General features: G+C 41.9%; 28 protein-coding genes. 27 read left to right on the top strand and 1 reads right to left on the bottom strand.

Features of this window, described 5'->3' with window-relative positions:
- Positions 1–85 precede the first annotated feature (85 nt).
- The 22 genes from nagA to gap all read left to right on the top strand — a co-directional run bounded on the left by nagA (position 86) and on the right by gap (position 19,120).
- Positions 86–1,237 carry an N-acetylglucosamine-6-phosphate deacetylase gene (gene nagA, locus M1F63_RS09905; RefSeq protein WP_001134447.1) on the top strand — a complete coding sequence of 384 codons (1,152 nt, stop codon included), beginning with the start codon at positions 86–88 and terminating at the stop codon, positions 1,235–1,237.
- 152 nt (positions 1,238–1,389) lie between these two features.
- On the top strand, positions 1,390–1,755 hold the full coding sequence (locus M1F63_RS09900) for a DUF1033 family protein (protein ID WP_007522851.1): 366 nt from the start codon (positions 1,390–1,392) through the stop codon (positions 1,753–1,755).
- Positions 1,756–1,823: 68 nt separating this feature from the next.
- Positions 1,824–2,765 carry a competence type IV pilus ATPase ComGA gene (gene comGA / locus M1F63_RS09895; protein WP_247941318.1) on the top strand — a complete coding sequence of 314 codons (942 nt, stop codon included), beginning with the start codon at positions 1,824–1,826 and terminating at the stop codon, positions 2,763–2,765.
- The gene (gene comGB / locus M1F63_RS09890) at positions 2,713–3,729 is read left to right on the top strand and encodes a competence type IV pilus assembly protein ComGB (protein WP_247941324.1); all 1,017 of its coding nucleotides are present in this window, start codon (positions 2,713–2,715) and stop codon (positions 3,727–3,729) included. Before comGA ends, comGB begins: the two co-directional genes overlap by 53 nt.
- Before the next feature lies 1 nt (position 3,730).
- Complete coding sequence (gene comGC / locus M1F63_RS09885) at positions 3,731–4,054, top strand: competence type IV pilus major pilin ComGC (RefSeq protein WP_000735798.1); 324 nt, start codon at positions 3,731–3,733, stop codon at positions 4,052–4,054.
- On the top strand, positions 4,017–4,451 hold the full coding sequence (comGD, locus tag M1F63_RS09880; protein WP_185756346.1) for a competence type IV pilus minor pilin ComGD: 435 nt from the start codon (positions 4,017–4,019) through the stop codon (positions 4,449–4,451). Before comGC ends, comGD begins: the two co-directional genes overlap by 38 nt.
- Positions 4,414–4,716 carry a competence type IV pilus minor pilin ComGE gene (gene comGE / locus M1F63_RS09875; RefSeq protein ID WP_247941317.1) on the top strand — a complete coding sequence of 101 codons (303 nt, stop codon included), beginning with the start codon at positions 4,414–4,416 and terminating at the stop codon, positions 4,714–4,716. The genes comGD and comGE overlap by 38 nt, the downstream gene beginning before the upstream one ends.
- Positions 4,679–5,140 carry a competence type IV pilus minor pilin ComGF gene (gene comGF, locus M1F63_RS09870; RefSeq protein WP_247941316.1) on the top strand — a complete coding sequence of 154 codons (462 nt, stop codon included), beginning with the start codon at positions 4,679–4,681 and terminating at the stop codon, positions 5,138–5,140. Before comGE ends, comGF begins: the two co-directional genes overlap by 38 nt.
- A complete protein-coding gene (gene comGG, locus M1F63_RS09865) occupies positions 5,118–5,531 on the top strand; it encodes a competence type IV pilus minor pilin ComGG (protein ID WP_247941315.1) in 414 nt (137 codons plus the stop codon). Before comGF ends, comGG begins: the two co-directional genes overlap by 23 nt.
- A 32-nt stretch (positions 5,532–5,563) precedes the next feature.
- Entirely contained in the window at positions 5,564–6,154 is a 591-nt protein-coding gene (locus M1F63_RS09860; RefSeq protein WP_247921294.1) for a class I SAM-dependent methyltransferase, read from the top strand.
- A gap of 58 nt (positions 6,155–6,212) precedes the next feature.
- Positions 6,213–7,166: a class I SAM-dependent methyltransferase gene (locus M1F63_RS09855; protein ID WP_247941314.1), complete on the top strand. Its 954-nt coding sequence runs from the start codon at positions 6,213–6,215 to the stop codon at positions 7,164–7,166.
- 51 nt (positions 7,167–7,217) lie between these two features.
- Positions 7,218–8,408, top strand: coding sequence for an acetate kinase (locus tag M1F63_RS09850; protein WP_247941313.1), 1,191 nt, complete (start codon positions 7,218–7,220; stop codon positions 8,406–8,408).
- Positions 8,409–8,557: 149 nt separating this feature from the next.
- Positions 8,558–8,929, top strand: a complete 372-nt coding sequence (rnpA, locus tag M1F63_RS09845; protein WP_000748120.1) for a ribonuclease P protein component — start codon at positions 8,558–8,560, stop codon at positions 8,927–8,929.
- Positions 8,904–9,731, top strand: coding sequence for a membrane protein insertase YidC (locus tag M1F63_RS09840; RefSeq protein WP_164978810.1), 828 nt, complete (start codon positions 8,904–8,906; stop codon positions 9,729–9,731). The genes rnpA and M1F63_RS09840 overlap by 26 nt, the downstream gene beginning before the upstream one ends.
- A 14-nt stretch (positions 9,732–9,745) precedes the next feature.
- Positions 9,746–10,732, top strand: a complete 987-nt coding sequence (jag, locus tag M1F63_RS09835; protein ID WP_042768792.1) for an RNA-binding cell elongation regulator Jag/EloR — start codon at positions 9,746–9,748, stop codon at positions 10,730–10,732.
- A gap of 55 nt (positions 10,733–10,787) precedes the next feature.
- A complete protein-coding gene (locus tag M1F63_RS09830) occupies positions 10,788–11,411 on the top strand; it encodes a hypothetical protein (RefSeq protein ID WP_042768790.1) in 624 nt (207 codons plus the stop codon).
- Positions 11,412–11,529: 118 nt separating this feature from the next.
- A complete protein-coding gene (gene tkt, locus M1F63_RS09825) occupies positions 11,530–13,506 on the top strand; it encodes a transketolase (RefSeq protein ID WP_129313821.1) in 1,977 nt (658 codons plus the stop codon).
- Between the two features lie 128 nt (positions 13,507–13,634).
- A complete protein-coding gene (yajC, locus tag M1F63_RS09820; RefSeq protein WP_025168961.1) occupies positions 13,635–13,955 on the top strand; it encodes a preprotein translocase subunit YajC in 321 nt (106 codons plus the stop codon).
- Positions 13,956–14,002: 47 nt separating this feature from the next.
- Positions 14,003–14,446, top strand: coding sequence for a low molecular weight protein-tyrosine-phosphatase (locus tag M1F63_RS09815; RefSeq protein ID WP_042768789.1), 444 nt, complete (start codon positions 14,003–14,005; stop codon positions 14,444–14,446).
- On the top strand, positions 14,433–14,846 hold the full coding sequence (locus M1F63_RS09810) for an MORN repeat-containing protein (RefSeq protein ID WP_042768788.1): 414 nt from the start codon (positions 14,433–14,435) through the stop codon (positions 14,844–14,846). Before M1F63_RS09815 ends, M1F63_RS09810 begins: the two co-directional genes overlap by 14 nt.
- Before the next feature lie 295 nt (positions 14,847–15,141).
- Positions 15,142–17,793 (top strand): bifunctional acetaldehyde-CoA/alcohol dehydrogenase, encoded by a 2,652-nt coding sequence (gene adhE / locus M1F63_RS09805; protein ID WP_042768786.1) that lies wholly within the window; start codon positions 15,142–15,144, stop codon positions 17,791–17,793.
- Between the two features lie 319 nt (positions 17,794–18,112).
- Positions 18,113–19,120: a type I glyceraldehyde-3-phosphate dehydrogenase gene (gap, locus tag M1F63_RS09800; protein ID WP_000260679.1), complete on the top strand. Its 1,008-nt coding sequence runs from the start codon at positions 18,113–18,115 to the stop codon at positions 19,118–19,120.
- A 66-nt stretch (positions 19,121–19,186) separates the two neighbouring features.
- Here gap and M1F63_RS09795 read toward each other — a convergent pair whose 3' ends face one another.
- Positions 19,187–20,062, bottom strand: coding sequence for an RluA family pseudouridine synthase (locus tag M1F63_RS09795; protein WP_128863738.1), 876 nt, complete (start codon positions 20,060–20,062; stop codon positions 19,187–19,189).
- A gap of 86 nt (positions 20,063–20,148) precedes the next feature.
- Here M1F63_RS09795 and pbp2a point away from each other — a divergent pair, with 86 nt between their 5' ends.
- From pbp2a to M1F63_RS09770, 5 genes are all read left to right on the top strand, one after another.
- Complete coding sequence (pbp2a, locus tag M1F63_RS09790; protein ID WP_042768783.1) at positions 20,149–22,344, top strand: penicillin-binding protein PBP2A; 2,196 nt, start codon at positions 20,149–20,151, stop codon at positions 22,342–22,344.
- A 52-nt stretch (positions 22,345–22,396) separates the two neighbouring features.
- Entirely contained in the window at positions 22,397–22,549 is a 153-nt protein-coding gene (rpmG, locus tag M1F63_RS09785; RefSeq protein ID WP_001809375.1) for a 50S ribosomal protein L33, read from the top strand.
- A gap of 9 nt (positions 22,550–22,558) precedes the next feature.
- Positions 22,559–22,735, top strand: coding sequence for a preprotein translocase subunit SecE (gene secE, locus M1F63_RS09780; RefSeq protein WP_000505776.1), 177 nt, complete (start codon positions 22,559–22,561; stop codon positions 22,733–22,735).
- A 52-nt stretch (positions 22,736–22,787) separates the two neighbouring features.
- The gene (gene nusG, locus M1F63_RS09775) at positions 22,788–23,324 is read left to right on the top strand and encodes a transcription termination/antitermination protein NusG (protein WP_000376728.1); all 537 of its coding nucleotides are present in this window, start codon (positions 22,788–22,790) and stop codon (positions 23,322–23,324) included.
- 120 nt (positions 23,325–23,444) lie between these two features.
- Positions 23,445–23,918 carry a hypothetical protein gene (locus M1F63_RS09770; protein WP_042768781.1) on the top strand — a complete coding sequence of 158 codons (474 nt, stop codon included), beginning with the start codon at positions 23,445–23,447 and terminating at the stop codon, positions 23,916–23,918.
- Positions 23,919–24,024: the final 106 nt, after the last annotated feature.

The following is a 24,024-nucleotide window of genomic DNA, read 5'->3' as shown; positions in this document are numbered from 1 at the left end:
ATACCATTTACAAATGAAAAAGAAAGGTTTATAATGTAATTGACATAATAAATTCTAGAAACAATCTATCAAGGAGGTTATCATTATGCCTAATTATATTAAAGCGGATCAGTTTTTCTACCCACACGGAGTTCGTCGTGGTGGTTACTTAGAACTTGTGGATGGCAAGTTTGGAAAGCATGTAGAACAGATTCCTGAAGGAGCTGAGGTGATTGACTATACAGGTTATAGCATTGCCCCAGGACTTGTGGATACCCATATTCATGGATTTGGTGGTGTTGATGTCATGGACAATAACATCGAAGGTACCCTTCATACTATGAGTGAAGGTCTACTTAGTACAGGTGTCACCAGCTTCTTGCCAACGACCTTGACTTCCTCTTACGAGCAGTTGCTTGCGGTAACTGAAAATATCGGTGCTCGTTACCAGGAAGCAAGTGGAGCCAAGATTCGTGGGATCTATTTTGAAGGGCCTTATTTCACAGAGAAATACAAGGGAGCCCAAAACCCTGCCTATATGAAAGACCCTCGTATGGATGAGTTTCGTGCTTGGCAAAAAGCAGCCAATGGCCTGCTCAATAAAATCGCCCTTGCGCCAGAACGCGAAGGTGTAGAAGACTTTGTTCGTACAGTTACGGGTGAAGGAGTGACCGTTGCTCTTGGACACTCCAATGCGACTTTTGATGAAGCTAAAAAGGCAGTAGATGCTGGAGCAAGCGTTTGGGTACATGCCTACAACGGAATGCGTGGGTTGACTCACCGTGAGCTCGGTATGGTGGGAGCCATGTATGAATTGCCACATACTTACGCAGAATTGATTTGTGACGGTCACCATGTGGATCCAAAGGCCTGTGATATTTTGCTCAAGCAAAAAGGAACTGAAAATATCGCCCTTATCACAGACTGTATGACAGCGGGTGGCTTGGAAGACGGCGACTACATGTTGGGAGAATTCCCGGTAGTAGTTGCTAATGGAACTGCTCGCCTCAAATCGACAGGAAATTTGGCAGGTTCTATCCTTAAACTCAAAGATGGTTTGAAGAATGTGGTCGAATGGGGCATTGCGAATCCGCATGAAGCAGTCATGATGGCCAGTCTCAACCCAGCAAAATCTGTTCACATCGATGATGTCTGTGGCCAAATCCGTGAAGGCTACGACGCTGACTTTATCGTACTAGATAAAGATTTGGAATTGGTAGCAACCTACCTAGATGGTGTGAAACGTTATCAAGCCTAAGAAGATAAAAATAGGGGTCAATAAAGGACTCCTATTTTTATGATAGGCTGAAAAGGTATTTAAAGAAGTCTTCCTAAAGGGAAAGGTAAGCAAAATCCTTTTCTTGTAATAAAAAATTAGATATAATATACGATACAAAGGAAGTAGTAAGAATGTATCGTGTTATAGAAATGTATGGGGATTTTGAACCGTGGTGGTTCATAGAAGGTTGGGAAGAAGATGTCATCATGAGTCAATCTTTTGACAAGTATTATGATGCTCTAAAATATTATAAGTTATGCTGGTTTGAGCTGGAAAAGAAGAATCCTCTTTATAAGAGTCGGAGTGATTTGATGACTATTTTTTGGGATCCTGCTGACCAACGCTGGTGTGATGAGTGCGATGAGTATTTGCAGCAGTACCATTCTTTGGCACTTTTACAGGATGAGCAAGTCATCCCCGATGAAAAGCTACGTCCAGGCTACGAAAAACAAACAGGTCAAGAAAAGCACCGTTCTTGCCGCATGAAATGGAGATAAAAAGTAACTTTTTAAGTTGCTTTTTATTTTTTTCAATTTTTTGCGAATAGTTAGATAAGGAGGGCGGTATGGTACAAGAAATTGCACAGAAAATTATTGAGACTGCGAAAGAAAAGAAGGCCCAGGATATCTATTTTATCCCCAAGGAAAAGTCCTACGAGCTTCACATGCGGGTTGGAGACGAACGGTGTCTAGTTGACTCCTATGAGTTTGATGTTTTAGCTGCGGTGATTAGTCATTTTAAGTTTGTGGCGGGTATGAACGTAGGAGAGAAGAGACGTAGTCAGCTGGGATCTTGCGACTATCAGCATGGGGAGAAGGTGTCTTCTCTGCGTTTGTCTACCGTAGGAGATTATCGAGGGCATGAGAGTTTGGTTATTCGTTTGTTGCACGACGAGGAACAGGAACTGCATTTCTGGTTTCAGGATATGAACGAACTGGGCGAGCAGTACAGGCAACGGGGCCTCTACCTTTTTGCGGGTCCGGTCGGCAGCGGCAAGACGACCTTGATGCACGAATTAGCCAAGTCTCTGTTTAAAGGACAGCAGGTTATGTCCATTGAAGATCCTGTCGAGATCAAGCAGGACGACATGCTCCAGTTGCAGTTGAATGAGGCGATTGGCTTGACCTATGAAAATCTGATCAAACTGTCTCTCCGGCATCGTCCGGACCTCTTGATTATTGGTGAAATTCGGGATAGCGAGACGGCGCGTGCAGTGGTCAGAGCTAGTTTGACAGGTGCGACAGTCTTTTCAACCATTCATGCCAAGAGTATCCGAGGAGTTTATGAACGCCTTCTGGAGTTGGGTGTGACGGAGGAGGAACTAGCAGTTGTCTTGCAAGGCGTCTGCTACCAGAGATTAATTGGGGGAGGAGGAATCGTTGACTTTGCAAACAAAGACTATCAAGAACACCAGCCAACTAGCTGGAATGAACAGATTGACCAGCTTCTTAAAGATGGACATATCACAAGTCTTCAGGCTGAAACGGAAAAAATTAGCTACAGCTAAGCAGAAGAAAATCATCACTTTGTTTAACAACCTCTTCTCCAGTGGCTTTCATTTGGTGGAAATTATTTCTTTTTTGGGCAGAAGTGCCCTGATGGAAAAGGACTATGTGGCCCAGATGCACCAAGGCTTGTCTCAGGGGAAATCCTTTTCAGAGATGATGGACAGCTTGGGCTTTTCAAGTGCTATTGTGACCCAATTATCTCTAGCTGAAGTACATGGAAATCTTCACCTGAGTTTGGCAAAGATAGAAGAATATCTGGATAATTTGGCCAAGGTCAAGAAAAAGTTAATCGAAGTGGCGACTTATCCTCTGATTTTGCTGGGATTTCTCCTGCTAATCATGCTGGGGCTCAGGAATTATTTGCTACCTCAACTGGACAGTAGCAATATCGCCACTCAAATCATCGGCAATCTGCCACAAATATTTCTGGGACTAGTGCTGGTTTGCTCTCTATCTTTACTTTTAGCCCTCACTTTCTACAAAAGAAGTTCCAAGATGCGGGTTTTCTCGATGTTGGCACGGGTTCCCTTTCTAGGAATCTTTGTCCAGACCTATCTGACGGCCTATTATGCGCGTGAATGGGGCAATATGATTTCACAGGGGATGGAGCTGACGCAGATTTTTCAGATCATGCAGGAACAAGGCTCCCAGCTCTTTAAAGAAATCGGTCAAGATCTGGCTAAAGCCCTGCAAAATGGTCGGGAATTTTCTCAAACCATAGCGACCTACCCTTTCTTTAAAAAGGAGTTGAGTCTCATCATCGAGTATGGAGAAGTCAAGTCCAAGCTGGGGAGTGAGTTGGAAATCTATGCTGAAAAAACTTGGGAAGTCTTTTTTACCCGAGTCAACCGCACCATGAACTTAGTACAGCCACTGGTTTTTATCTTTGTGGCCCTGATTATCGTTTTACTTTATGCGGCAATGCTTATGCCCATGTATCAAAATATGGAGGTAAATTTTTAAAATGAAAAAACTCATGACAAATTTAAAAAAAGCCAAGGTTAAAGCTTTCACTTTGGTAGAAATGCTAGTCGTCCTTTTAATCATCAGCGTTCTTCTCTTGCTCTTTGTGCCCAATTTGACCAAGCAAAAGGATGCCGTAGATGACAAAGGTAAAGCTGCTGTTGTCAAGGTCGTGGAAAGCCAGGCAGAACTTTATCGTTTAGATAAAAATGATGACGCCAGCCTCAGCAAATTACAAGCGGACGGTCGTATCACAGCTGAGCAAGCCAAAGCTTATAAAGACTACCATGCAAAACAAAAAACAAGCCAAACCGTTGCAGATTAAGGCCTTTACTATGCTGGAAAGTCTCTTGGTTTTGGGGCTTGTGAGTATCCTTGGTTTAGGCTTGTCTGGCTCTGTCCAGTCCAGTTTTGCGGCGGTAGAGGAGCAGATTTTCTTTATGGAGTTTGAAGAACTCTATCGGGAAACGCAAAAACGCAGTCTAGCCAGTCAGCAAAAGACCAGTCTGAACTTAGATGGACAGACGATCAGCAATGGCAGTCAAAACTTGACCGTTCCTAAAGGGATTCAGGCACCATCTGGACAAAGCATTATATTTGACCGAGCTGGGGGCAATTCGTCCCTGGCTAAGGTTGAATTTCAGACTAGCAAAGGAGCGATTCGCTATCAATTATATCTAGGAAATGGAAAAATTAAACGCATTAAGGAAACAAAAAATTAGGGCAGTAATCTTACTAGAAGCAGTAGTAGCTTTGGCTGTGTTTGCCAGCATTGCGACCCTTCTTTTGGGGCAAATTCAGAAAAATAGGCAGGAAGAGGTAGAAATCTTGCAAAAAGAGGAAGTCTTGCGTGTGGCGAAGATGGCTCTGCAGACAGGTCAAAATCAGGTAAACATAAACGGAGTGGAGGTTCAGGTGTTTGCTAGTGAAAAGGGATTGGAGGTCTACCATGGTTCAGAGAAGTTGCTCGACCTTAAAGAGCAGTAAGGTAAGAGCGTTCACTCTTTTAGAATCCCTGATTGCCCTTATTGTCATCAGCGGGGGCTTGCTCCTCTTTCAGGCTATGAGTCAGCTCCTCATTTCAGAAGTTCGTCACCAGCAGCAAAGCGAGCAAAAGGAGTGGCTCTTGTTTGTGGATCAGCTGGAGGCAGAGTTAGAGCGTTCGCAGTTTGACAAGGTGGAAGGCAATCGCCTCTACATGAAACAGGATGGTAAGGATATCTCTATAGGGAAGTCTAAATCGGATGATTTTCGGAAGACCGATACCAGCGGACGGGGCTACCAACCTATGGTTTATGGACTCAAATCAGCTCAAATTACAGAGGAAAACCAATTGGTTCGCTTTCGCTTCCAATTTCAAAAGGGCTTAGAAAGGGAGTTCATCTATCGTGTGGAAAAAGCAAAAAGTTAAGGCAGGCGTTCTCCTCTATGCAGTCACCATGGCAGCCATTTTTAGCCTTTTGTTGCAGTTTTATTTGAATCGGCAAGTCGCCCATCACAAAGACTTTGCCCTAAACAAAGAAAAGTTGGCTGCTTTTGCCATGGCCAAGCGAAGTAAAGATAAGGCTGAGCAAGAAAGTGGAGAACAAGTCTTTAACTTAGGAAAAGTCAGGTATCACAATACGAAAACAGGTTTTGCAACAAGTGTTCGTATGAGTAAGGGCAACTATGAATTTCTCTTTCCTCAGATGAAAACCCAAGAAAAGAGAACAGCTAAAAAGGAAGAGGTAGCGACTGATTCAAGCAATCAAGCAGGGAAGAAAAAATCAGAAGAAAAGCCTGAAAAGAAAGACAAATTCTAGTCAATTCAACTTCTTTGTGCTAAACTAAAAGCATGAAACATGATTTTAATCACAAAGCAGAAACTTTTGATTCGCCCAAAAATATCTTTCTTGCAAATTTGGTTTGTCAAGCAGTTGAAAAACAGATCGCTCTTCTATCAGACAAAGAAATTCTGGATTTCGGTGGTGGGACAGGTCTATTAGCTTTGCCCCTAGCCAAGCAGGCCAAGTCGGTTACCCTTGTAGATATCTCGGAGAAAATGCTGGAGCAAGCCCGTTTGAAAGCAGAGCAACAAGACATCAAGAATATCCAGTTTTTGGAGCAGGATTTACTGGCAAATCCCTTGGAACAGCAATTTGACCTGATTGTTGTCAGTCGGGTTCTTCATCATATGCCTGATCTAGATGCAACTCTTGCCATGTTTTACCATCACCTTAGGGAGAATGGACAAGTTCTCATCGCTGATTTTGTCAAGACAGATACCAACCATCATGGTTTTGATTTAGCTGAACTGGAAACCAAGCTCGCTCAGAATGGTTTTTCGAGTATTGATAGTCAGATTCTCTATAGTGCAGAAGGTCTTTTCCTAGGAAATTATGCAGAACTCTTTTTAACTGTAGCCCAAAAATCACTCGCTGACTAAAGCAGTGATTTTTTCTCTTCAGATGGAAAAAAGGAGGGAAATTTGATAAGATAGGAATATGGATTTTGAAAAAATTGAACAAGCTTATACGTATTTACTAGAGAATGTCCAAGTCATCCAAAGTGATTTGGCGACCAACTTTTATGACGCCTTGGTAGAGCAAAATAGTATCTATCTAGATGGCGAGACCAATCTAGAGCAGGTCAAGGAAAACAATCAAGCCCTTAAGCGCTTAGCCCTTCGCAAGGAAGAGTGGCTCAAGACCTACCAGTTTCTTTTGATGAAGGCAGGACAAACGGAACCTTTACAAGCCAATCACCAGTTTACACCAGATGCCATTGCCCTCCTCTTGGTACTTGTTGTAGAAGAGTTGTTTGAACAAGAGGAAATTAGCATCCTCGAAATAGGTTCTGGTATGGGGATTTTGGGGGCTACTTTCTTGACTTCTCTTGCTAAAAAAGTAGATTACTTGGGAATCGAAGTGGATGACTTGCTGATTGATTTGGCAGCCAGTATGGCAGATGTGATTGGTTTGCAAGCTGGTTTTGTCCAAGGAGACGCCGTTCGTCCGCAAATGCTTAAAGAAAGCGACGTGGTCATCAGCGACTTGCCTGTAGGCTATTACCCAGACGATGCCATCGCTTCTCGCTATCAAGTGGCTTCTAGTCAAGAGCATACCTATGCCCACCATTTGCTGATGGAACAAGGCCTCAAGTATCTTAAGTCAGATGGCTATGCTATTTTTTTAGCTCCGAGTGATTTATTGACCAGTCCTCAAAGTGACTTATTGAAAGGGTGGCTCAAAGACGAAGTGAGTCTGGCTGCTATCATCGCTCTGCCAGAGGATATTTTCTCAACTGCAAGCCAAGCTAAAAGTATTTTTGTCTTACAGAAGAAAAGAGACAAGGAAATAGAACCCTTTGTTTACCCTCTTACTAGCTTGCAAGATCCGTCAGTATTGTTGACCTTTAAAGAAAATTTTCAAAATTGGAGCAAAGGTACTGAAATATAAAAGAGATTTTGTTATAATAGATGAAAACGCTTAAAAAAGAGGTATCATCTTATGACAAAAACAATTGCAATCAATGCAGGAAGCTCAAGCTTGAAATGGCAACTTTATCAAATGCCTGAGGAAAAAGTTTTGGCTAAAGGCTTGATTGAACGTATTGGATTGAAAGATTCAATTTCAACAGTAAAATTTGACGGTCGTTCGGAGCAACAAATTCTTGATATTGAAGACCATACACAAGCTGTTAAAATTTTATTGGATGACTTGATTCGTTTTGACATCATTAAAGGGTACGACGAGATTACAGGTGTCGGACACCGCGTCGTTGCAGGTGGTGAATATTTCAAGGAATCAACAGTTGTTGAGGGAGATGTGTTAGAAAAAGTTGAGGAATTGGGACTCTTGGCTCCTCTTCACAATCCAGCTAACGCAGCTGGAATCCGCGCATTTAAGGAATTGCTTCCAGATATTACCAGTGTTGTCGTATTTGATACCTCATTCCACACAAGCATGCCAGAAAAGGCTTATCGCTACCCTCTACCAACTAAATACTACACAGAAAACAAGGTTCGTAAATACGGTGCCCACGGGACAAGTCACCAGTTTGTCGCAGGAGAAGCAGCGAAACTTTTGGGCCGTCCTCTGGAAGATTTGAAATTGATTACCTGCCATATTGGTAACGGGGCTTCTATCACAGCTGTTAAGGGTGGTAAGTCTGTGGATACTTCTATGGGATTCACACCACTTGGCGGTGTGATGATGGGAACTCGTACAGGAGATATTGACCCTGCTATCATCCCTTATCTCATGCAATATACAGAGGATTTCAATACCCCAGAAGATATTAGTTGCGTTCTTAATCGTGAATCAGGGCTCATGGGAGTTTCTGGTCAGTCAAGCGATATGCGTGATGTGATTGCTGCTATGGAAGCAGGAGACCATGATGCGACTTTGGCTTATGAAATGTATGTTGATCGTATCCAAAAACATATCGGCCAGTACCTTGCAGTCCTAAATGGAGCAGATGCGATTATCTTCACAGCAGGGATTGGTGAAAATGCAGCTTTGGTTCGTGAGGATGTCATTTCAGGTATCTCTTGGTTTGGTTGTGATGTGGATCCAGAAAAGAACGTCTTTGGCGTAACGGGAGACATCTCAACTGATGCAGCGAAAATCCGTGTCTTGGTTATTCCAACAGATGAAGAATTGGTGATTGCACGCGATGTTGAGCGCTTGAAAAAATAAGTAAATAAACGTAAAATTAGATTGTGAAAAGAAGTTGGGAAAGAGATTTTCCAGCTTTTTTTATGTAGAAAATGTCTAAAACCTTGCTGTTATTGGCTTTTTCAAAAAATATGGTATAATAGTAGTAATTTAATAGATGGAGTTGAGTTTTGAAGAAAAGCTTTCGTGTAAAAAGAGAGAAAGATTTTAAGGCGATTTTCAAGGACGGAACAAGTTTTGCCAATCGAAAATTTGTTGTCTACCAATTGGAAAACCAGCAAAACCATTTTCGAGTAGGACTGTCCGTCAGCAAAAAGCTGGGGAATGCAGTTACCAGAAATCAAATTAAAAGACGAATCCGACACATTCTACAAAGTGTAAAAGGGAGTTTAGTGGAGCATGTTGATTTTGTTGTGATTGCCCGAAAAGGGGTGGAAACCTTGGAATATGCAGAGATGGAGAAAAACCTACTCCACGTATTAAAGTTATCAAAGATTTACCAGGAAGGAAATGGGAGTGAAAAAGAAACTACAGTTGACTAGTTTGCTGGGTTTGTCCTTAGTTATCATGACAGCCTGTGCAACAAATGGTGCAGCTAGCGATATAACAGCAGACTCGACAGACTTTTGGAGCAAATTCGTCTATTTTTTTGCTGAAATTATCCGCTTTTTGTCCTTTGACATTAGTATCGGAGTGGGGATTATCCTCTTCACAATCTTGATCCGGACGATTTTATTGCCGGTCTTTCAGACACAGATGGTTGCCTCTAGAAAAATGCAAGAGGCTCAACCGCGCATCAAGGCTTTGCGAGAGCAATATCCGGGTCGTGATATGGAAAGTAGAACCAAGCTAGACCAGGAGATGCGCAAGGTTTATAAAGAGTTAGGGATTAAGCATTCATCCTCTCTCTGGCCAATTTTAATACAAATGCCTGTCCTCTTGGCGCTCTTTCAAGCCTTGAGTCGAGTAGACTTTTTGAAAACAGGACACTTTTTATGGATTAATTTGGGAGGAGTAGATACAAGTTTTGTCCTTCCGATTTTGGCGGCAGTCTTTACCTTCTTGAGTAGCTGGTTATCGAATAAAGCTTTGTCTGAAAAAAGTGGAGCTACGACAGGGATGATGTACGGGATGCCTGTATTGATCTTTGTTTTTGCCATCTCTGCCCCAAGTGGTGTAGCCTTGTACTGGGCTGTATCCAATGCTTACCAAGTTCTGCAAACCTACTTCTTGAACAATCCTTTCAAGATTATTGCTGAAAGAGAAGCAGTGGCGCAAGCAGAAAAAGATTTAGAAGGCAAGAAGAGAAGAGCCTTGAAAAAAGCACAGAAAAAGAAAAAATAAGGAGGAATCTGCTAATGGTATTATTTACAGGTTCAACGGTTGAAGAAGCAATCCAAAAAGGATTGAAAGAATTAGACATTCCAAGAATGAAGGCCCACATCAAGGTCGTTTCGAAAGAGAAAAAAGGATTCTTAGGCTTGTTTGGTAAGAAGCCAGCTCAAGTTGATATCGAAGCGATTAGTGAAACGACAGTTATCAAAGCCAATCAGCAGGCCATTAAAGGGGTTCCAAAAGAAGTTAATGAAAAAAATGAACCCGTGAAAACAGTAAGTGAAGCAACTGTTGATTTGGGGCATGTAGTAGAAGCGATTAAGAAGATTGAAGAAGAAGGTCAAGGTGTCTCTGAAGAGGTCAAGGCTGAAATCTTGAAAAATGAAAAGCACGCCAGCACGATTTTGGAAGAAACAGGCCATATTTCAATTTTAAATGATTTGGAACCAGAGGATACTGCCGAGGAAGTGGAATCTGCTCCAGAAAAAGAAACTGAAACGCAGGAAGCAACAAGCCAATCTTTAGAAGATTTAGGCTTGAAAGTAGAACCAAGTTATGACATCGAACAAGTGGCAACTGAAGTAGCTAACTACGTTCAAACCATTGTAGATGATATGGATGTTGAAGGGACGATTTCAAGTGACTACAATCGCCGCACCATCAATCTTCAAATTGACACGAATGAACCAGGTCGTATTATCGGTTATCATGGTAAAGTTTTGAAGGCCTTGCAACTATTGGCTCAAAATTATCTTTATAACCGCTATTCAAGAACCTTCTACATCACAATCAATGTCAATGATTACGTTGAGCACCGTGCAGAAGTCTTGCAAACCTACGCTCAAAAATTGGCGACTCGCGTTTTAGAAGAAGGACGTAGCCAACAAACGGATCCAATGTCAAATAGCGAACGCAAGATTATCCATCGCATTATTTCACGCATGGATGGCGTGACGAGTTACTCTGAAGGTGACGAGCCAAATCGCTATGTTGTCGTAGATGCAGAATAAGCAAAGTAAAATCAGGTTCATCCTGATTTTTTGCTAGGAAAGGAAAGATTCAGATATGCTGAAAGCAGTTAGAGAATACCTATCATTTGCAGGAGTCCAGTACCGTAATCCTGATAAAGCTGGCGATGAAAGAGAAAAGATGTTGGCCTTGCGGCAAAAAGGTCAAGAAGCTCGGAAGTCTTTTACAGAACTGACCAAAACCTTTCAAGCAAGTCATCCAGAATGGCAACTCCAACAGACTAGTCAGTGGATGAACCAAGCGCAGCGTTTGCGACCGCATTTCTGGGTCTATCTACAGAGAGACGGACAAGTGACAGAACCTATGATGGCTCTTCGTTTGTATGGAACACCTGCTGACTTTGGGATTTCTTTGGAAGTCAGTTTCATCGAGCGCAAGAAAGACGAACAGACCTTAGACAAACAAGCCAAGGTTTTAGATCTTCCAGTGGTAGAAGGAATTTATTATCTAGTCTACTCAAATGGGGAAAGTCATAAGGTGGAGGCTACTGAGGAGAATCGTCGTACTTTACGCGAGAAGGTGAGAAGTCAGGAAGTTCGTAAAGTCTTAGTCAAGTCAGATGTTTCCCTCATTGAGAATCAGTCAGTAGAAGCGATATTGGAGAAGCTAGAAGAGGCTTATGCGCGCTTGCTTCCGTACTATGAAGTGACGAGGGGATAGACAAATCAAATGTGTTAGATGAACGCAAATTGTTTTATTGCTATTCTATGCATTTTTTCATATAATAGTAAAATAGGATGTGTGATTCATTAATCACCTCAAAGAGAAAGGAAATTCTATGTCAAATCTATCTGTTAATGCAATTCGTTTTCTAGGTATTGACGCCATCAACAAAGCAAACTCAGGTCACCCAGGGGTGGTTATGGGGGCTGCTCCAATGGCCTATAGCCTCTTTACAAAGCAACTTCGCATCAATCCAGCACAACCAAACTGGATCAACCGCGACCGTTTTATTCTTTCAGCAGGTCACGGCTCTATGCTTCTTTATGCCCTTCTTCACCTTTCTGGTTTTGAAGATGTTAGTATGGATGAAGTCAAGAACTTCCGCCAATGGGGTTCAAAAACACCAGGTCACCCAGAATTTGGCCATACTGCAGGGGTTGACGCTACAACTGGTCCTCTAGGACAAGGGATTTCTACTGCTACTGGTTTTGCCCAAGCAGAACGTTTCCTTGCAGCCAAGTATAACCGCGAAGGCTTCAATATCTTTGACCACTATACTTATGTGATCTGTGGCGACGGAGATTTAATGGAAGGTGTTTCAAGCGAGGCAGCTTCATACGCAGGTTTGCAAAAACTCGACAAGTTGGTTGTTCTTTATGATTCAAATGACATTAACTTGGATGGTGAGACAAAAGATTCCTTCACAGAAAGTGTTCGTGACCGTTACAATGCCTACGGTTGGCACACAGCCTTGGTTGAAGATGGGACAGACTTGGAAGCAATCCATGCTGCTATTGAAACAGCTAAAGCTTCAGGAAAACCATCTTTGATTGAAGTGAAGACTGTTATTGGATACGGTTCTCCAAACAAACAAGGAACTAATGCTGTACACGGTGCTCCTCTTGGAGCAGATGAAACTGCGGCTACTCGCCAAGCGCTCGGTTGGGACTATGAACCATTTGAAATTCCAGCTGAAGTTTATGCTGATTTCAAAGAAAATGTTGCAGATCGTGGCGCATCAGCTTATCAAGCTTGGACTAAATTAGTTACTGACTATAAAGAAGCGCATCCAGAACTGGCTGTAGAAGTAGAAGCCATTATCGACGGCCGTGACCCAGTTGAGGTAACTCCAGCAGACTTCCCAGCCTTAGAAAATGGATTTTCTCAAGCAACCCGTAACTCAAGTCAAGATGCTTTGAACGTTGTGGCGGCTAAGTTGCCAACCTTCTTAGGTGGATCCGCTGACCTCGCTCACTCAAACATGACTTATATCAAGACTGACGGACTTCAAGATGATGCCAATCGCTTGAACCGCAACATTCAATTTGGTGTTCGTGAATTTGCAATGGGAACGATTTTGAACGGGATGGCCCTTCATGGTGGACTTCGTGTATACGGTGGTACTTTCTTTGTCTTCTCTGACTATGTGAAAGCAGCGGTCCGTTTGTCAGCATTGCAAGGACTTCCTGTGACCTATGTCTTCACCCATGACTCTATTGCGGTTGGTGAAGATGGTCCAACTCACGAACCAGTTGAACACCTAGCAGGTCTTCGTGCTATGCCAAATCTCAATGTTTTCCGCCCAGCAGATGCGCGTGAAACTCAAGCAGCTTGGTACCTTGCAGTGACAAGCGAAAAGACACCAACTGCCCTTGTCTTGACACGTCAAAACTTGACTGTTGAAGAGGGAACAGACTTTGGCAAGGTTGCTAAAGGTGCCTATGTTGTCTATGAAAATGCAGCTGACTTTGACACGATCTTGATTGCAACAGGTTCAGAGGTGAATTTGGCTGTCGCAGCTGCCAAAGAATTGGCTAGTCAAGGTGCAAAAGTCCGCGTAGTCAGCATGCCATCTACAGATGTCTTTGACGCACAAGATGCAGCTTACAAGGAAGAAATCCTTCCAAATGCAGTCCGCCGTCGTGTTGCAGTCGAAATGGGTGCAACTCAAAACTGGTACAAATATGTTGGTCTTGATGGTGCAGTTCTCGGTATTGATACCTTTGGAGCATCTGCCCCAGCACCAAAAGTATTGGCAGAGTACGGATTTACAGTTGAAAATCTAGTCAAAGTCGTTCAAAACTTGAAATAATCACAAAAATCAGAGTGAAAACTCTGATTTTTTATAACCATAAAAACAAGGCACAATCTTGTAAAAGTAGCTGAAATTTGATATAGTAGTCCTATGTAAAATACAAAGGAGAAAATACTATGGAAAATATTAGTCCAAATTTAACATTTGTGATCATGCTTGTAGGTATGTTTGCCTTGATGTTCTTTATGCAACGTTCTCAAAAGAAACAAGCACAAAAGCGTATGGAAAGCTTGAACAAGCTTCAAAAAGGATATGAAGTCATTACAATTGGTGGGCTTTACGGAACAGTGGATGAAGTAGATACTGAGAAAGGTACAATCGTACTGGATGTAGATGGCGTTTATTTGACTTTTGAATTGGCTGCTATTAAGACCGTTTTGCCACTCAAAGAAGCTGTGACACCAGAAGGAACAGTTGTTGACGAAGGCGGAGCAATCGAAGAATAAAACGGGACCTGTCACTCCCGTTTTTCTATGAGACAAGAGGAAAAGGGATGAAAAAAATAGTATTTGTTTGCTTAGGAAATATTTGCCGAAGTCCCATGGCAGAGTTTGTGATGAAGTCCATGACGAGCGATTACCACATCGAGAGTCGTGCAACGTCATCATGGGAACATGGCAATCCGATTCATAAGGGGACACAAGGAATTTTCCAGCAGTATCAGATCCCGTATGACAAAGACAAAACATCGCTTCAGATTGGCAGAGAAGACTTTGAATCGTTTGATTACATTATCGGTATGGATGCTTCAAACGTTTCAGATCTGCGTCACATGTGTCCTCAGGAACAAGAGCACAAGATTTATGCTTTTGCATCTGAAAGTGTTCCAGATCCATGGTACACAGGAGATTTTGAGGAAACCTATGCGCGCATCACAAGTGGATGCCAAAGCTGGTTAGACCGTTTAGAAAATGAGAGTAACAATGGAAAAGCTTAAACAATTTTATGAAAAGGGTAGAGTTTACCTAACTCGTCCTAGGTTAGAGCTCATTGCAGTAGTTGTAATGGTACTCTGTGCTCTTTCGGTATTTCTGCTAAATATGCCTAAAAAGGGTGTCTTGACACTTGATGGTGGAGCTCTTGTTTATGATGGCACCTTGGTACGAGGGAAAATGAATGGCCAAGGAACCCTGACCTTTGAAAACGGAGACCAATATACAGGTGATTTCAATAATGGAGCCTTTAATGGAAAAGGGACTTTCCAATCAAAAGATGGCTGGAAATACGAAGGTGATTTTGTAAATGGTCAGGCTGAAGGTCAAGGGAAGTTGACGACAGAGCAAGAAGTTGTTTATGAAGGGACCTTTAAACAAGGCGTTTTTCAGCAAAAACAGTAGTCTCCAAGTTAGGAGACTATTTTTCAAAACCGGAAAGAAAACGCTTTCTGCGCTTGGGTTCGATAAATAACTATCAACTAGAAAAACTTTGTGAAATAAAAAAATTTTCTCCATAATTTCACAATCGTCCAGACAAAACTCTATTATATAGCTATATTGAGAAAAAAATCACAATCTCAGAAAAATTCTTTGTGAAATACTTATGAAACTGTTTACAAAGCATAAAAAAAGAGTTATAATAAATTTGTGAAAAAATTAACAAAGGATAACATCCTTAAAGGCTATGGAGGATAATATGGCTGATAAAAAAACAGTAACCCCAGAGGAAAAACAACTTGCTGCTGAAAAGCATGTCGATGGTCTCGTGAAAAAAGCCTTGGTTGCGCTTGATGAAATGCGCAAGTTGAACCAAGAGCAAGTTGACTATATCGTGGCAAAAGCTTCGGTTGCAGCACTTGACGCGCACGGTATCCTTGCACAACACGCAGTTGAAGAAACTGGTCGTGGAGTATTTGAAGACAAGGCGACAAAAAACCTATTTGCCTGCGAACACGTAGTGAACAATATGCGTGGAGTTAAAACAGTTGGAGTTATTGAAGATGATCCAATTACAGGTTTGACAAAGATTGCGGAGCCTGTAGGGGTAATCTGTGGTGTCACTCCGACAACAAACCCAACTTCAACAGCGATTTTCAAATCACTCATTGCTTTGAAAACACGTAACCCAATCGTTTTTGCCTTCCACCCATCAGCTCAAGAATCATCAGCTCACGCAGCACAAATCGTTCGTGATGCAGCCATCGCAGCTGGCGCACCTGAAAACTGTGTTCAATGGATTACAAAGCCATCTATGGAAGCAACTGGAGCGCTAATGAACCACGAAGGTGTTGCAACTATTCTTGCAACTGGTGGGAACGCTATGGTTAAAGCTGCATACTCATGTGGAAAACCAGCTCTTGGGGTAGGTGCCGGAAACGTTCCTGCCTATGTAGAAAAATCTGCTGACCTTCGTCAAGCTGCTCATGACATCGTTATGTCTAAATCATTTGATAATGGGATGGTCTGTGCATCAGAACAAGCCGTTATCATTGATAAAGAAGTGTATGACGAATTTGTAGAAGAATTCAAATCATATCACACTTACTTTGTAAACAAGAAAGAAAAAGCACTTCTTGAAGAATTCTGTTTCGGTGTGAAAGCAAACAGCAAAAACTGTGCTGGTGCTAAACTAAATGCAAACATTGTTGGTAAACCAGCAGCATGGATTGCAGAACAAGCAGGATTCAGCGTTCCAGAAGGAACAAACATCTTGGCTGCAGAATGTGCAGAAGTAGGACCGAAAGAACCGTTGACTCGTGAAAAATTGTCACCAGTTATTGCTGTCCTAAAAGCTGAAGACACAGAAGACGGTCTTACAAAAGCTCGCCAAATGGTTGAGTTTAACGGACTTGGTCACTCAGCAGCTATCCATACAAAAGACGAAGCTCTTGCTAAACGCTTTGGTACAGAAATCAAAGCAATGCGTATTATCTGGAACTCTCCATCTACTTTCGGTGGTATCGGTGACGTATACAATGCCTTCATTCCATCATTGACACTTGGATGTGGTTCATATGGACACAACTCAGTCGGTGATAACGTGAGTGCAATCAACCTTCTAAACATCAAGAAAGTAGGGAAACGTAGAAATAATATGCAGTGGTTTAAAGTTCCTTCAAAAATTTACTTCGAACGCAATTCTATCCAATACCTTCAAACATGTGAAGATATTGAACGCGTTATGATTGTTACAGACAAATCGATCGAAAAACTTGGCTTTGTTCAACGTGTTATTGATCAATTGAACGCACGTAGCAACCGTGTAACTATCCAAGTCTTCTCAGATGTTGAACCAGATCCAGACATCACAACTGTAGAACGTGGTGCTGAAGTGATGAAAGCATTTGAACCAGATACAATCATCGCTCTTGGTGGTGGTTCTCCAATGGACGCGGCCAAAGTAATGTGGCTCTTCTACGAACAACCACAAATCGACTTCCGTGACTTGGTTCAAAAATTCATGGACATCCGTAAACGTGCCTTCCGCTTCCCATCACTTGGTAAGAAAGCGAAGTACATCGGTATCCCAACAACTTCAGGTACAGGTTCAGAAGTAACACCATTTGCCGTTATCTCTGATAAGAAAAACAACCGCAAATACCCATTGGCTGACTACTCGTTGACACCAACTATTGCCATTGTTGACCCTGCTTTGGTTGAATCAGTTCCAGACTTCATCGCTGCTGATACAGGTATGGACGTCTTGACTCACGCGACTGAAGCCTACACTTCAAACTTTGCTAACGACTACACAGACGGTATTGCGCTTCAAACAATCAAACTTGTCTTTGAATGGTTGGAAAAATCTGTTAAGACAGCTGACCCAGAAGCACGTGAAAAAATGCATAATGCGTCTACAATGGCTGGTATGGCCTTCGCCAATGCCTTCCTTGGTATGAGCCACTCAATGGCCCACAAGATCGGTGGTGTTCACCATACTGTTCACGGACGTACAAACGCTATCTTGCTTCCATACGTTATCCGTTACAACGGAACTCGTCCATCTAAGACTACTACATGGCCTAAATACAACTACTGGAAAGCTGATGAGAAATTCCAAGACATCGCGAAAATGCTTGGCTTGCCTCACTCAACTCCAGAAGAAGCAGTTGAAGCATACGCTAAAGCTGTTTACGAACTTGGTGTTGCAGTAGGTATCAAGATGAACTTCAAGGATCAAGGAATTGATGAAAAAGCTTGGAAAGACAGCTTGCATGAAATTGCCTTGCTTGCTTATGAAGACCAATGTTCACCTGCTAACCCTCGCTTGCCAATGGTAGCTGACATGGAAGAAATCATGGCAGATGCTTACTATGGTTATGCAGAACGTCCAGGACGTCGTAAATAATCGTTTATCAGCCTAGAGACAGGAGTTATCCTGTCTCTTTTTTGTAAACTCTGAAAGAGTTGAAATTGTAGTTTCGCCTTGATAATGAAGAGAATATGCAGATATTATAAAAGATTCTAGAGATATGCTTTGGAAATAAAAGAATGGATGAATAAAAAGGGGGAGAAAAAGTAGAAAAGCAGGAGAGAAAATCAACGCCCGTACTTGCAATTAAACTCAAATAGTTATATAATAGGTTTGTTGAAAGGTGATTTGTAGTGATTCAAGTTACTCTTTTCACAATAAAATTTTCATGATTTTCATAAGGAGGAAATCACTAATGGTAGTTAAAGTTGGTATTAACGGTTTCGGACGTATCGGTCGTCTTGCTTTCCGCCGTATCCAAAACGTAGAAGGTGTTGAAGTTACTCGCATCAACGACCTTACAGATCCAGTTATGCTTGCACACTTGTTGAAATACGACACAACTCAAGGTCGTTTCGACGGTACTGTAGAAGTTAAAGAAGGTGGATTCGAAGTTAACGGTAAATTCGTTAAAGTTTCTGCTGAACGTGATCCAGAACAAATCGACTGGGCTACTGACGGTGTAGAAATCGTTCTTGAAGCAACTGGTTTCTTCGCTAAGAAAGATGCAGCTGAAAAACACCTTAAAGGTGGAGCTAAGAAAGTTGTTATCACTGCTCCTGGTGGAAACGATGTTAAAACAATCGTATTCAACACTAACCACGACGTTCTTGACGGTACTGAAACAGTTATCTCAGGTGCTTCATGTACTACAAACTGCTTGGCTCCAATGGCTAAAGCTCTTCAAGACAACTTCGGTGTTGTAGAAGGATTGATGACTACTATCCACGCTTACACTGGTGACCAAATGATCCTTGACGGACCACACCGTGGTGGTGACCTTCGCCGTGCTCGCGCTGGTGCTGCAAACATCGTTCCTAACTCAACTGGTGCTGCTAAAGCTATCGGTCTTGTAATCCCAGAATTGAACGGTAAACTTGACGGATCTGCACAACGTGTTCCAACTCCAACTGGATCAGTTACTGAATTGGTAGCAGTTCTTGAAAAGAACGTTACTGTTGATGAAGTGAACGCAGCTATGAAAGCAGCTTCAAACGAATCATACGGTTACACAGAAGATCCAATCGTATCTTCAGATATCGTAGGTATGTCTTACGGTTCATTGTTTGACGCAACTCAAACTAAAGTTCTTGACGTTGACGGTAAACAATTGGTTAAAGTTGTATCATGGTACGACAACGAAATGTCATACACTGCACAACTTGTACGTACTCTTGAATACTTTGCAAAAATCGCTAAATAATTCTTGAGTCGATAAAAGCAAGGCCTTCTGGTCTTGCTTTTTTGTATAGAAAAATGGATGATAGTGTCATCCATTTTGTTTTAATTCTGTTTCGAAAGTATCCGAGAGGGCAGTAAAACTCAATTTTTCTAAGGTGAGTGGATGAGTAAAGGAAAGTCGGAAGGCATGGAGCATGAGCCTGCTTACTTTTGATCTAGAGTTATAGAGAGGATCGCCCAGAATAGGGTGTTTATGGTGAGAGAGGTGAACACGGATTTGATGCGTTCGACCGGTCTTTAGTTTGCAACGAACGAGGGTAGTCTGATTTGGAAATTGCTTTAGTCGGCTTACATGTGTTTCAGCATATTGTCCATTTTTTGCATCAACTATTCTTTTTCTACGATCGTGACGATCACGACCAATTTTATCTCGAAAGACAAGTTCTTTACTCTCTACTCGCCCTTCTATAAGTGCCCAGTATTCCCTAGAAATCTCTTTTTTCTCCAGTAAGCGATTGAGAATAGGCAGGATAAAAGGATTTTTGGCAAAGAGAATCAAACCACTAGTTTCCATGTCCAGACGATGAACGACATAACAGGTTTGGCCAACGTAGGCAGAGACGTGATTGAGAAGGGCAATTTCACTAGGTTGATTTCCGTGAGTTTTCATTCCCTCTGGCTTGTTGACGATAATGAGATGTTGGTCTTGATAAACCTCTTGAACGAGGTCTGGATTGCCCCAAAGGATTTCTTTTTTGGGATAATCTTCCTCGTCAAAAGTCAACTGGCAAATGTCACCTGGTTTGACCATCTCGTTCCAGTGAACTTGTTTGTGATTAATTAAGATGTTCTTCTTTATTCTCAAAAAATGGCGGATTTTTCTAGGGATGAGGAGTTGTTCCTCTAGAAATTGTTTGACCGTCATTTGAGGCAAGGATTCGGGTAATGTAAATGTGAATTGCATACAGATATTGTAACAAAAAAAGCCCTATTTGGATAGGGAGTAGCTAAATTCTTGAGTTCCTATGGTGAAGATGATAAAATAAACGCATGAAATTAGATAAATTATTTGAGAAGTTTCTTTCTCTCTTTAAAAAAGAAACGAATGAATCAGCAGAGTCTGATTCGACTAGCATGCATCGTTCACGGAGCGATAGAAAAAAATTAGGCCATGTAGGTCCGATTCGGAAATTCTGGCGTCGTTATCATCTGACAAAAATCGTCATCATTTTAGGGTTAAGTGCAGGTTTGATAGTAGGAACCTACCTATTTGCGATAGCCAAGTCTACCAATGTCAATGATTTGCAAAATGCCTTGAAAACGCGAACTCTGATTTTTGACCGCGAAGAAAAAGAGGCAGGAGCCCTGTCGGGTCAAAAGGGAACCTATGTTGAACTGACAGATATCAGTAAAGACTTGCAAAATGCTGTCGTCGCGACAGAGGACCGTTCCTTTTATAAAAATGATGGAATTAACTACGGTCGTTTCTTTCTAGCTATCCTTACAGCAGGTCGTTCTGGAGGGGGATCCACCATCACTCAACAGTTGGCAAAAAATGCTTATCTTTCTCAGGATCAGACCGTTGAACGGAAGGCCAAGGAGTTTTTCCTTGCCTTAGAGTTGACCAAGAAATACAGCAAGGAGCAAATCCTTACTATGTACCTCAATAACGCCTACTTTGGAAATGGGGTATGGGGTGTTGAAGATGCAAGTAAGAAATATTTCGGTGTATCGGCTTCACAACTAACGCTTGATCAGGCGGCCACTCTAGCAGGGATGCTCAAGGGACCAGAATTGTATAATCCATTAAATTCTGTTGAAACTTCGACCAACCGTAGGGATACTGTTTTGCAAAATATGGTTGCAGCGGGCTATATTGATAAAAAGCAAGAGACCGAAGCGGCTGGAGTAGATATGGCTTCTCAACTGCAAGATAAGTATGAAGGCAAAGTTTCAGATTATCGTTACCCGTCCTATTTTGATGCAGTTGTCAACGAAGCGGTTTCCAAGTACAATATCACAGAAGAAGAGATTGTTAACAACGGCTATCGAATCTACACAGAGCTTGACCAAAACTACCAAGCAAACATGCAGGTTATTTATGAAAACACTTCGCTATTTCCAACAGCAGAAGACGGAACGCATGCCGAATCAGGTAGTGTCGCTCTAGAACCCAAGACTGGTGGAGTGCGTGGAGTTGTTGGTCGTGTAGCTGGTGATGATAAATCAGGTTTCCGTAATTTCAACTATGCCACTCAGTCTAAGCGTAGCCCAGGCTCAACCATTAAACCTTTAGTCGTTTATACACCCGCAGTAGAAGCAGGATGGGCCTTGAACAAGCAACTGGATAATCATACGATGCAGTACAACAGTTATCAAGTAGACAACTATGCAGGTATTAAGACATCTCCAGAAGTACCTATGTATCAGGCCTTGGCGGAATCACTCAACCTGCCAGCTGTTGCGACTGTAAATGAATTAGGTATTGACAAAGCTTTTGACGCTGGGGAGAGATTTGGTTTGAATATGGAAAAAGTTGACCGAGTTCTTGGAGTTGCTCTTGGTGGAGGTGTGGAGACGAATCCTCTCCAGATGGCGCAAGCCTATGCAGCCTTTGCCAATGGAGGTCTAATGCCTGAAGCACATTTCATCACTCGTATTGAAAATGCCAGCGGACAGGTCATCAAGAGTCATAAAAACTCCCAAAAACGAGTGATTGATAAGTCGGTAGCTGATAAAATGACCAGCATGATGCTAGGAACATTTACCAATGGTACGGGAATTAGTTCGTCACCAGCGGATTACGTTATGGCTGGTAAAACAGGTACGACTGAAGCTGTTTTCAATCCAGAATATACCAGTGACCAGTGGGTGATTGGTTATACTCCAGATGTTGTAATTAGCCACTGGCTCGGCTTCCCAACAACAGATGAGAATCATTATCTAGCAGGTTCGACCTCAAATGGAGCAGCCCATGTCTTTAGAAGTATGGCTAATACCATTTTGCCATATACTCCAGGTAGTACTTTTACAGTTGAGAATGCTTATAAACAAAATGGGATTGAACCAGAAAATACGAAAAAGCAAACCGTTGAAAATGAGACAAACCAGTCTGAGGATCCGATAGGAGATATTCGTAGTCGTGCACAAAATCTTGTAGATGAAGCAGGCAGGGCGATTTCAGAAGCTAAAATAAAAGAAAAAGCTCAGACAATATGGGACTCAATCCTTAATCTATTTCGTTAAGAGGCTTGTCAAAGCCTAGGTTTCTTGTTATAATAGATAAGATGGAGGCGTTATGGCACTAAAAAAAGCAAGCCTAGCTTGTGCAGTTTGTGGTTCAAGGAATTACTCAATCAAAATTAGTGGGAACCCCAAGCCAACACGACTAGAAGTAAATAAATTTTGTAAACATTGTGGAAAATATACGACACATAGAGAAACGAGATAGGAGAGAACGATGGGTTTTATTAAGGATATTTTTAAACTTCTTAAAGAAACAACTTGGCCAACTCGCAAAGAAAGCTGGAGAGATTTTCGCTCTATTATGGAATACACAGCCTTCTTTGTGGTCATCATTTACATTTTTGACCAGTTGATTGTATCAGGTTTGATTCGATTTATTAACATTTTTTAGAAGAAAAGCGGAGAACTTCTGCTAACTTTCTTCTATTATGAAAGGAAATATCATGGATAGTTTTGACAAGGGATGGTTTGTTCTACAAACTTATTCTGGCTATGAAAATAAGGTAAAAGAAAATCTATTGCAACGTGCGCAAACATATAACATGTTGGATAATATTCTTCGCGTTGAGATTCCAACACAAACCGTGCAAGTTGAGAAAAATGGAAAGAAAAAGGAAATTGAAGAGAATCGCTTTCCAGGTTATGTCCTTGTAGAAATGGTCATGACCGATGAAGCATGGTTCGTCGTTCGAAACACACCTAACGTAACAGGATTCGTCGGCTCACACGGTAACAGATCAAAACCAACTCCACTTTTGGAACAAGAAATCCGTGATATTCTGGTTTCAATGGGACAAACTGTTCAAGAGTTCGATATTGATGTTGAAGTTGGCCAGACAGTCCGCATCATTGATGGCGCTTTTGCAGACTACACAGGGAAAATCACTGAAATTGATAACAACAAAGTGAAGATGATTATCTCTATGTTTGGTAATGATACGATTGCAGAAGTGAATCTCAATCAAATTGCAGAATTATAACCCCAGAGAGGCTTTGCCTCTATTTTTATGTGCTGTTGAGGGAGGAAGAAGTATAAAACAGAGGAAGTAGACCAATGGACTCGCGCATTTTGCTAAACTAAATGCAGAAAGGAGAGGTCTATGAATCTAAAAGACTTATATGAAGAAAGCAAGGGAATCGTCCATAAGTGTCGCAAAGATTATCATTTGCATCTGTGGGAGAAAGAGGACTGGGATCAGGAAGGCATGTTATGTCTGTATGAGCTGGTGAGTCGCAATCCAGAGTTACTAGAGGGCGAGCGCCATCGACTTTATGTCTGCTTTAAAACAAAGTTTAGAAATCGTATCCTAGATTACATCCGTAAACAGGAAAGCCACAAGCGCCGTTTTGACAAAGAACCCTATGAAGAGGTGAGTGAGATTAGCCATCGTCTAGGAGAAAAAGGACTCAGGCTGGACGATTATTATCTCTTTCACGAACTTCTAAAGAATTACAAATTAAAGCAGAGTATGGAAAAACAAGAATTAATAGACCGTCTCATGGGAGGGGAAGTCTTTAGAGGACGTAAAGCTCTCCTGAGAGAACTTTCCCCTATCTTTTCAGAATTTCGATAAAGAGGTAAAAAAGTCCTTGACAAAGGCGGAAAAGTAGGTATAATAGAAAGAGTTGAAAAGCTCAAGGTCCGTTGGTCAAGGGGTTAAGACACCGCCTTTTCACGGC

The sequence above is a fragment of the Streptococcus oralis genome (genome assembly GCF_023109155.1).
Classification (GTDB): domain Bacteria; phylum Bacillota; class Bacilli; order Lactobacillales; family Streptococcaceae; genus Streptococcus; species Streptococcus oralis_BZ.
This window is presented reverse-complemented; position numbering and strand designations above follow the sequence as displayed.

What these genes read in the sequence shown, in the direction of transcription:
- nagA (WP_001134447.1), top strand. Translation starts at nt 86, where the DNA reads ATGCCTAATTATATTAAAGCGGATCAGTTTTTCTACCCACACGGAGTT.
- M1F63_RS09900 (WP_007522851.1), top strand. Translation starts at nt 1,390, where the DNA reads ATGTATCGTGTTATAGAAATGTATGGGGATTTTGAACCGTGGTGGTTC.
- comGA (WP_247941318.1), top strand. Translation starts at nt 1,824, where the DNA reads ATGGTACAAGAAATTGCACAGAAAATTATTGAGACTGCGAAAGAAAAG.
- comGB (WP_247941324.1), top strand. Translation starts at nt 2,713, where the DNA reads ATGGACATATCACAAGTCTTCAGGCTGAAACGGAAAAAATTAGCTACA.
- comGC (WP_000735798.1), top strand. Translation starts at nt 3,731, where the DNA reads ATGAAAAAACTCATGACAAATTTAAAAAAAGCCAAGGTTAAAGCTTTC.
- comGD (WP_185756346.1), top strand. Translation starts at nt 4,017, where the DNA reads ATGCAAAACAAAAAACAAGCCAAACCGTTGCAGATTAAGGCCTTTACT.
- comGE (WP_247941317.1), top strand. Translation starts at nt 4,414, where the DNA reads ATGGAAAAATTAAACGCATTAAGGAAACAAAAAATTAGGGCAGTAATC.
- comGF (WP_247941316.1), top strand. Translation starts at nt 4,679, where the DNA reads ATGGTTCAGAGAAGTTGCTCGACCTTAAAGAGCAGTAAGGTAAGAGCG.
- M1F63_RS09860 (WP_247921294.1), top strand. Translation starts at nt 5,564, where the DNA reads ATGAAACATGATTTTAATCACAAAGCAGAAACTTTTGATTCGCCCAAA.
- M1F63_RS09855 (WP_247941314.1), top strand. Translation starts at nt 6,213, where the DNA reads ATGGATTTTGAAAAAATTGAACAAGCTTATACGTATTTACTAGAGAAT.
- M1F63_RS09850 (WP_247941313.1), top strand. Translation starts at nt 7,218, where the DNA reads ATGACAAAAACAATTGCAATCAATGCAGGAAGCTCAAGCTTGAAATGG.
- jag (WP_042768792.1), top strand. Translation starts at nt 9,746, where the DNA reads ATGGTATTATTTACAGGTTCAACGGTTGAAGAAGCAATCCAAAAAGGA.
- M1F63_RS09830 (WP_042768790.1), top strand. Translation starts at nt 10,788, where the DNA reads ATGCTGAAAGCAGTTAGAGAATACCTATCATTTGCAGGAGTCCAGTAC.
- tkt (WP_129313821.1), top strand. Translation starts at nt 11,530, where the DNA reads ATGTCAAATCTATCTGTTAATGCAATTCGTTTTCTAGGTATTGACGCC.
- M1F63_RS09815 (WP_042768789.1), top strand. Translation starts at nt 14,003, where the DNA reads ATGAAAAAAATAGTATTTGTTTGCTTAGGAAATATTTGCCGAAGTCCC.
- M1F63_RS09810 (WP_042768788.1), top strand. Translation starts at nt 14,433, where the DNA reads ATGGAAAAGCTTAAACAATTTTATGAAAAGGGTAGAGTTTACCTAACT.
- adhE (WP_042768786.1), top strand. Translation starts at nt 15,142, where the DNA reads ATGGCTGATAAAAAAACAGTAACCCCAGAGGAAAAACAACTTGCTGCT.
- gap (WP_000260679.1), top strand. Translation starts at nt 18,113, where the DNA reads ATGGTAGTTAAAGTTGGTATTAACGGTTTCGGACGTATCGGTCGTCTT.
- M1F63_RS09795 (WP_128863738.1), bottom strand. Translation starts at nt 20,062, where the DNA reads ATGCAATTCACATTTACATTACCCGAATCCTTGCCTCAAATGACGGTC.
- pbp2a (WP_042768783.1), top strand. Translation starts at nt 20,149, where the DNA reads ATGAAATTAGATAAATTATTTGAGAAGTTTCTTTCTCTCTTTAAAAAA.
- rpmG (WP_001809375.1), top strand. Translation starts at nt 22,397, where the DNA reads ATGGCACTAAAAAAAGCAAGCCTAGCTTGTGCAGTTTGTGGTTCAAGG.
- secE (WP_000505776.1), top strand. Translation starts at nt 22,559, where the DNA reads ATGGGTTTTATTAAGGATATTTTTAAACTTCTTAAAGAAACAACTTGG.
- nusG (WP_000376728.1), top strand. Translation starts at nt 22,788, where the DNA reads ATGGATAGTTTTGACAAGGGATGGTTTGTTCTACAAACTTATTCTGGC.
- M1F63_RS09770 (WP_042768781.1), top strand. Translation starts at nt 23,445, where the DNA reads ATGAATCTAAAAGACTTATATGAAGAAAGCAAGGGAATCGTCCATAAG.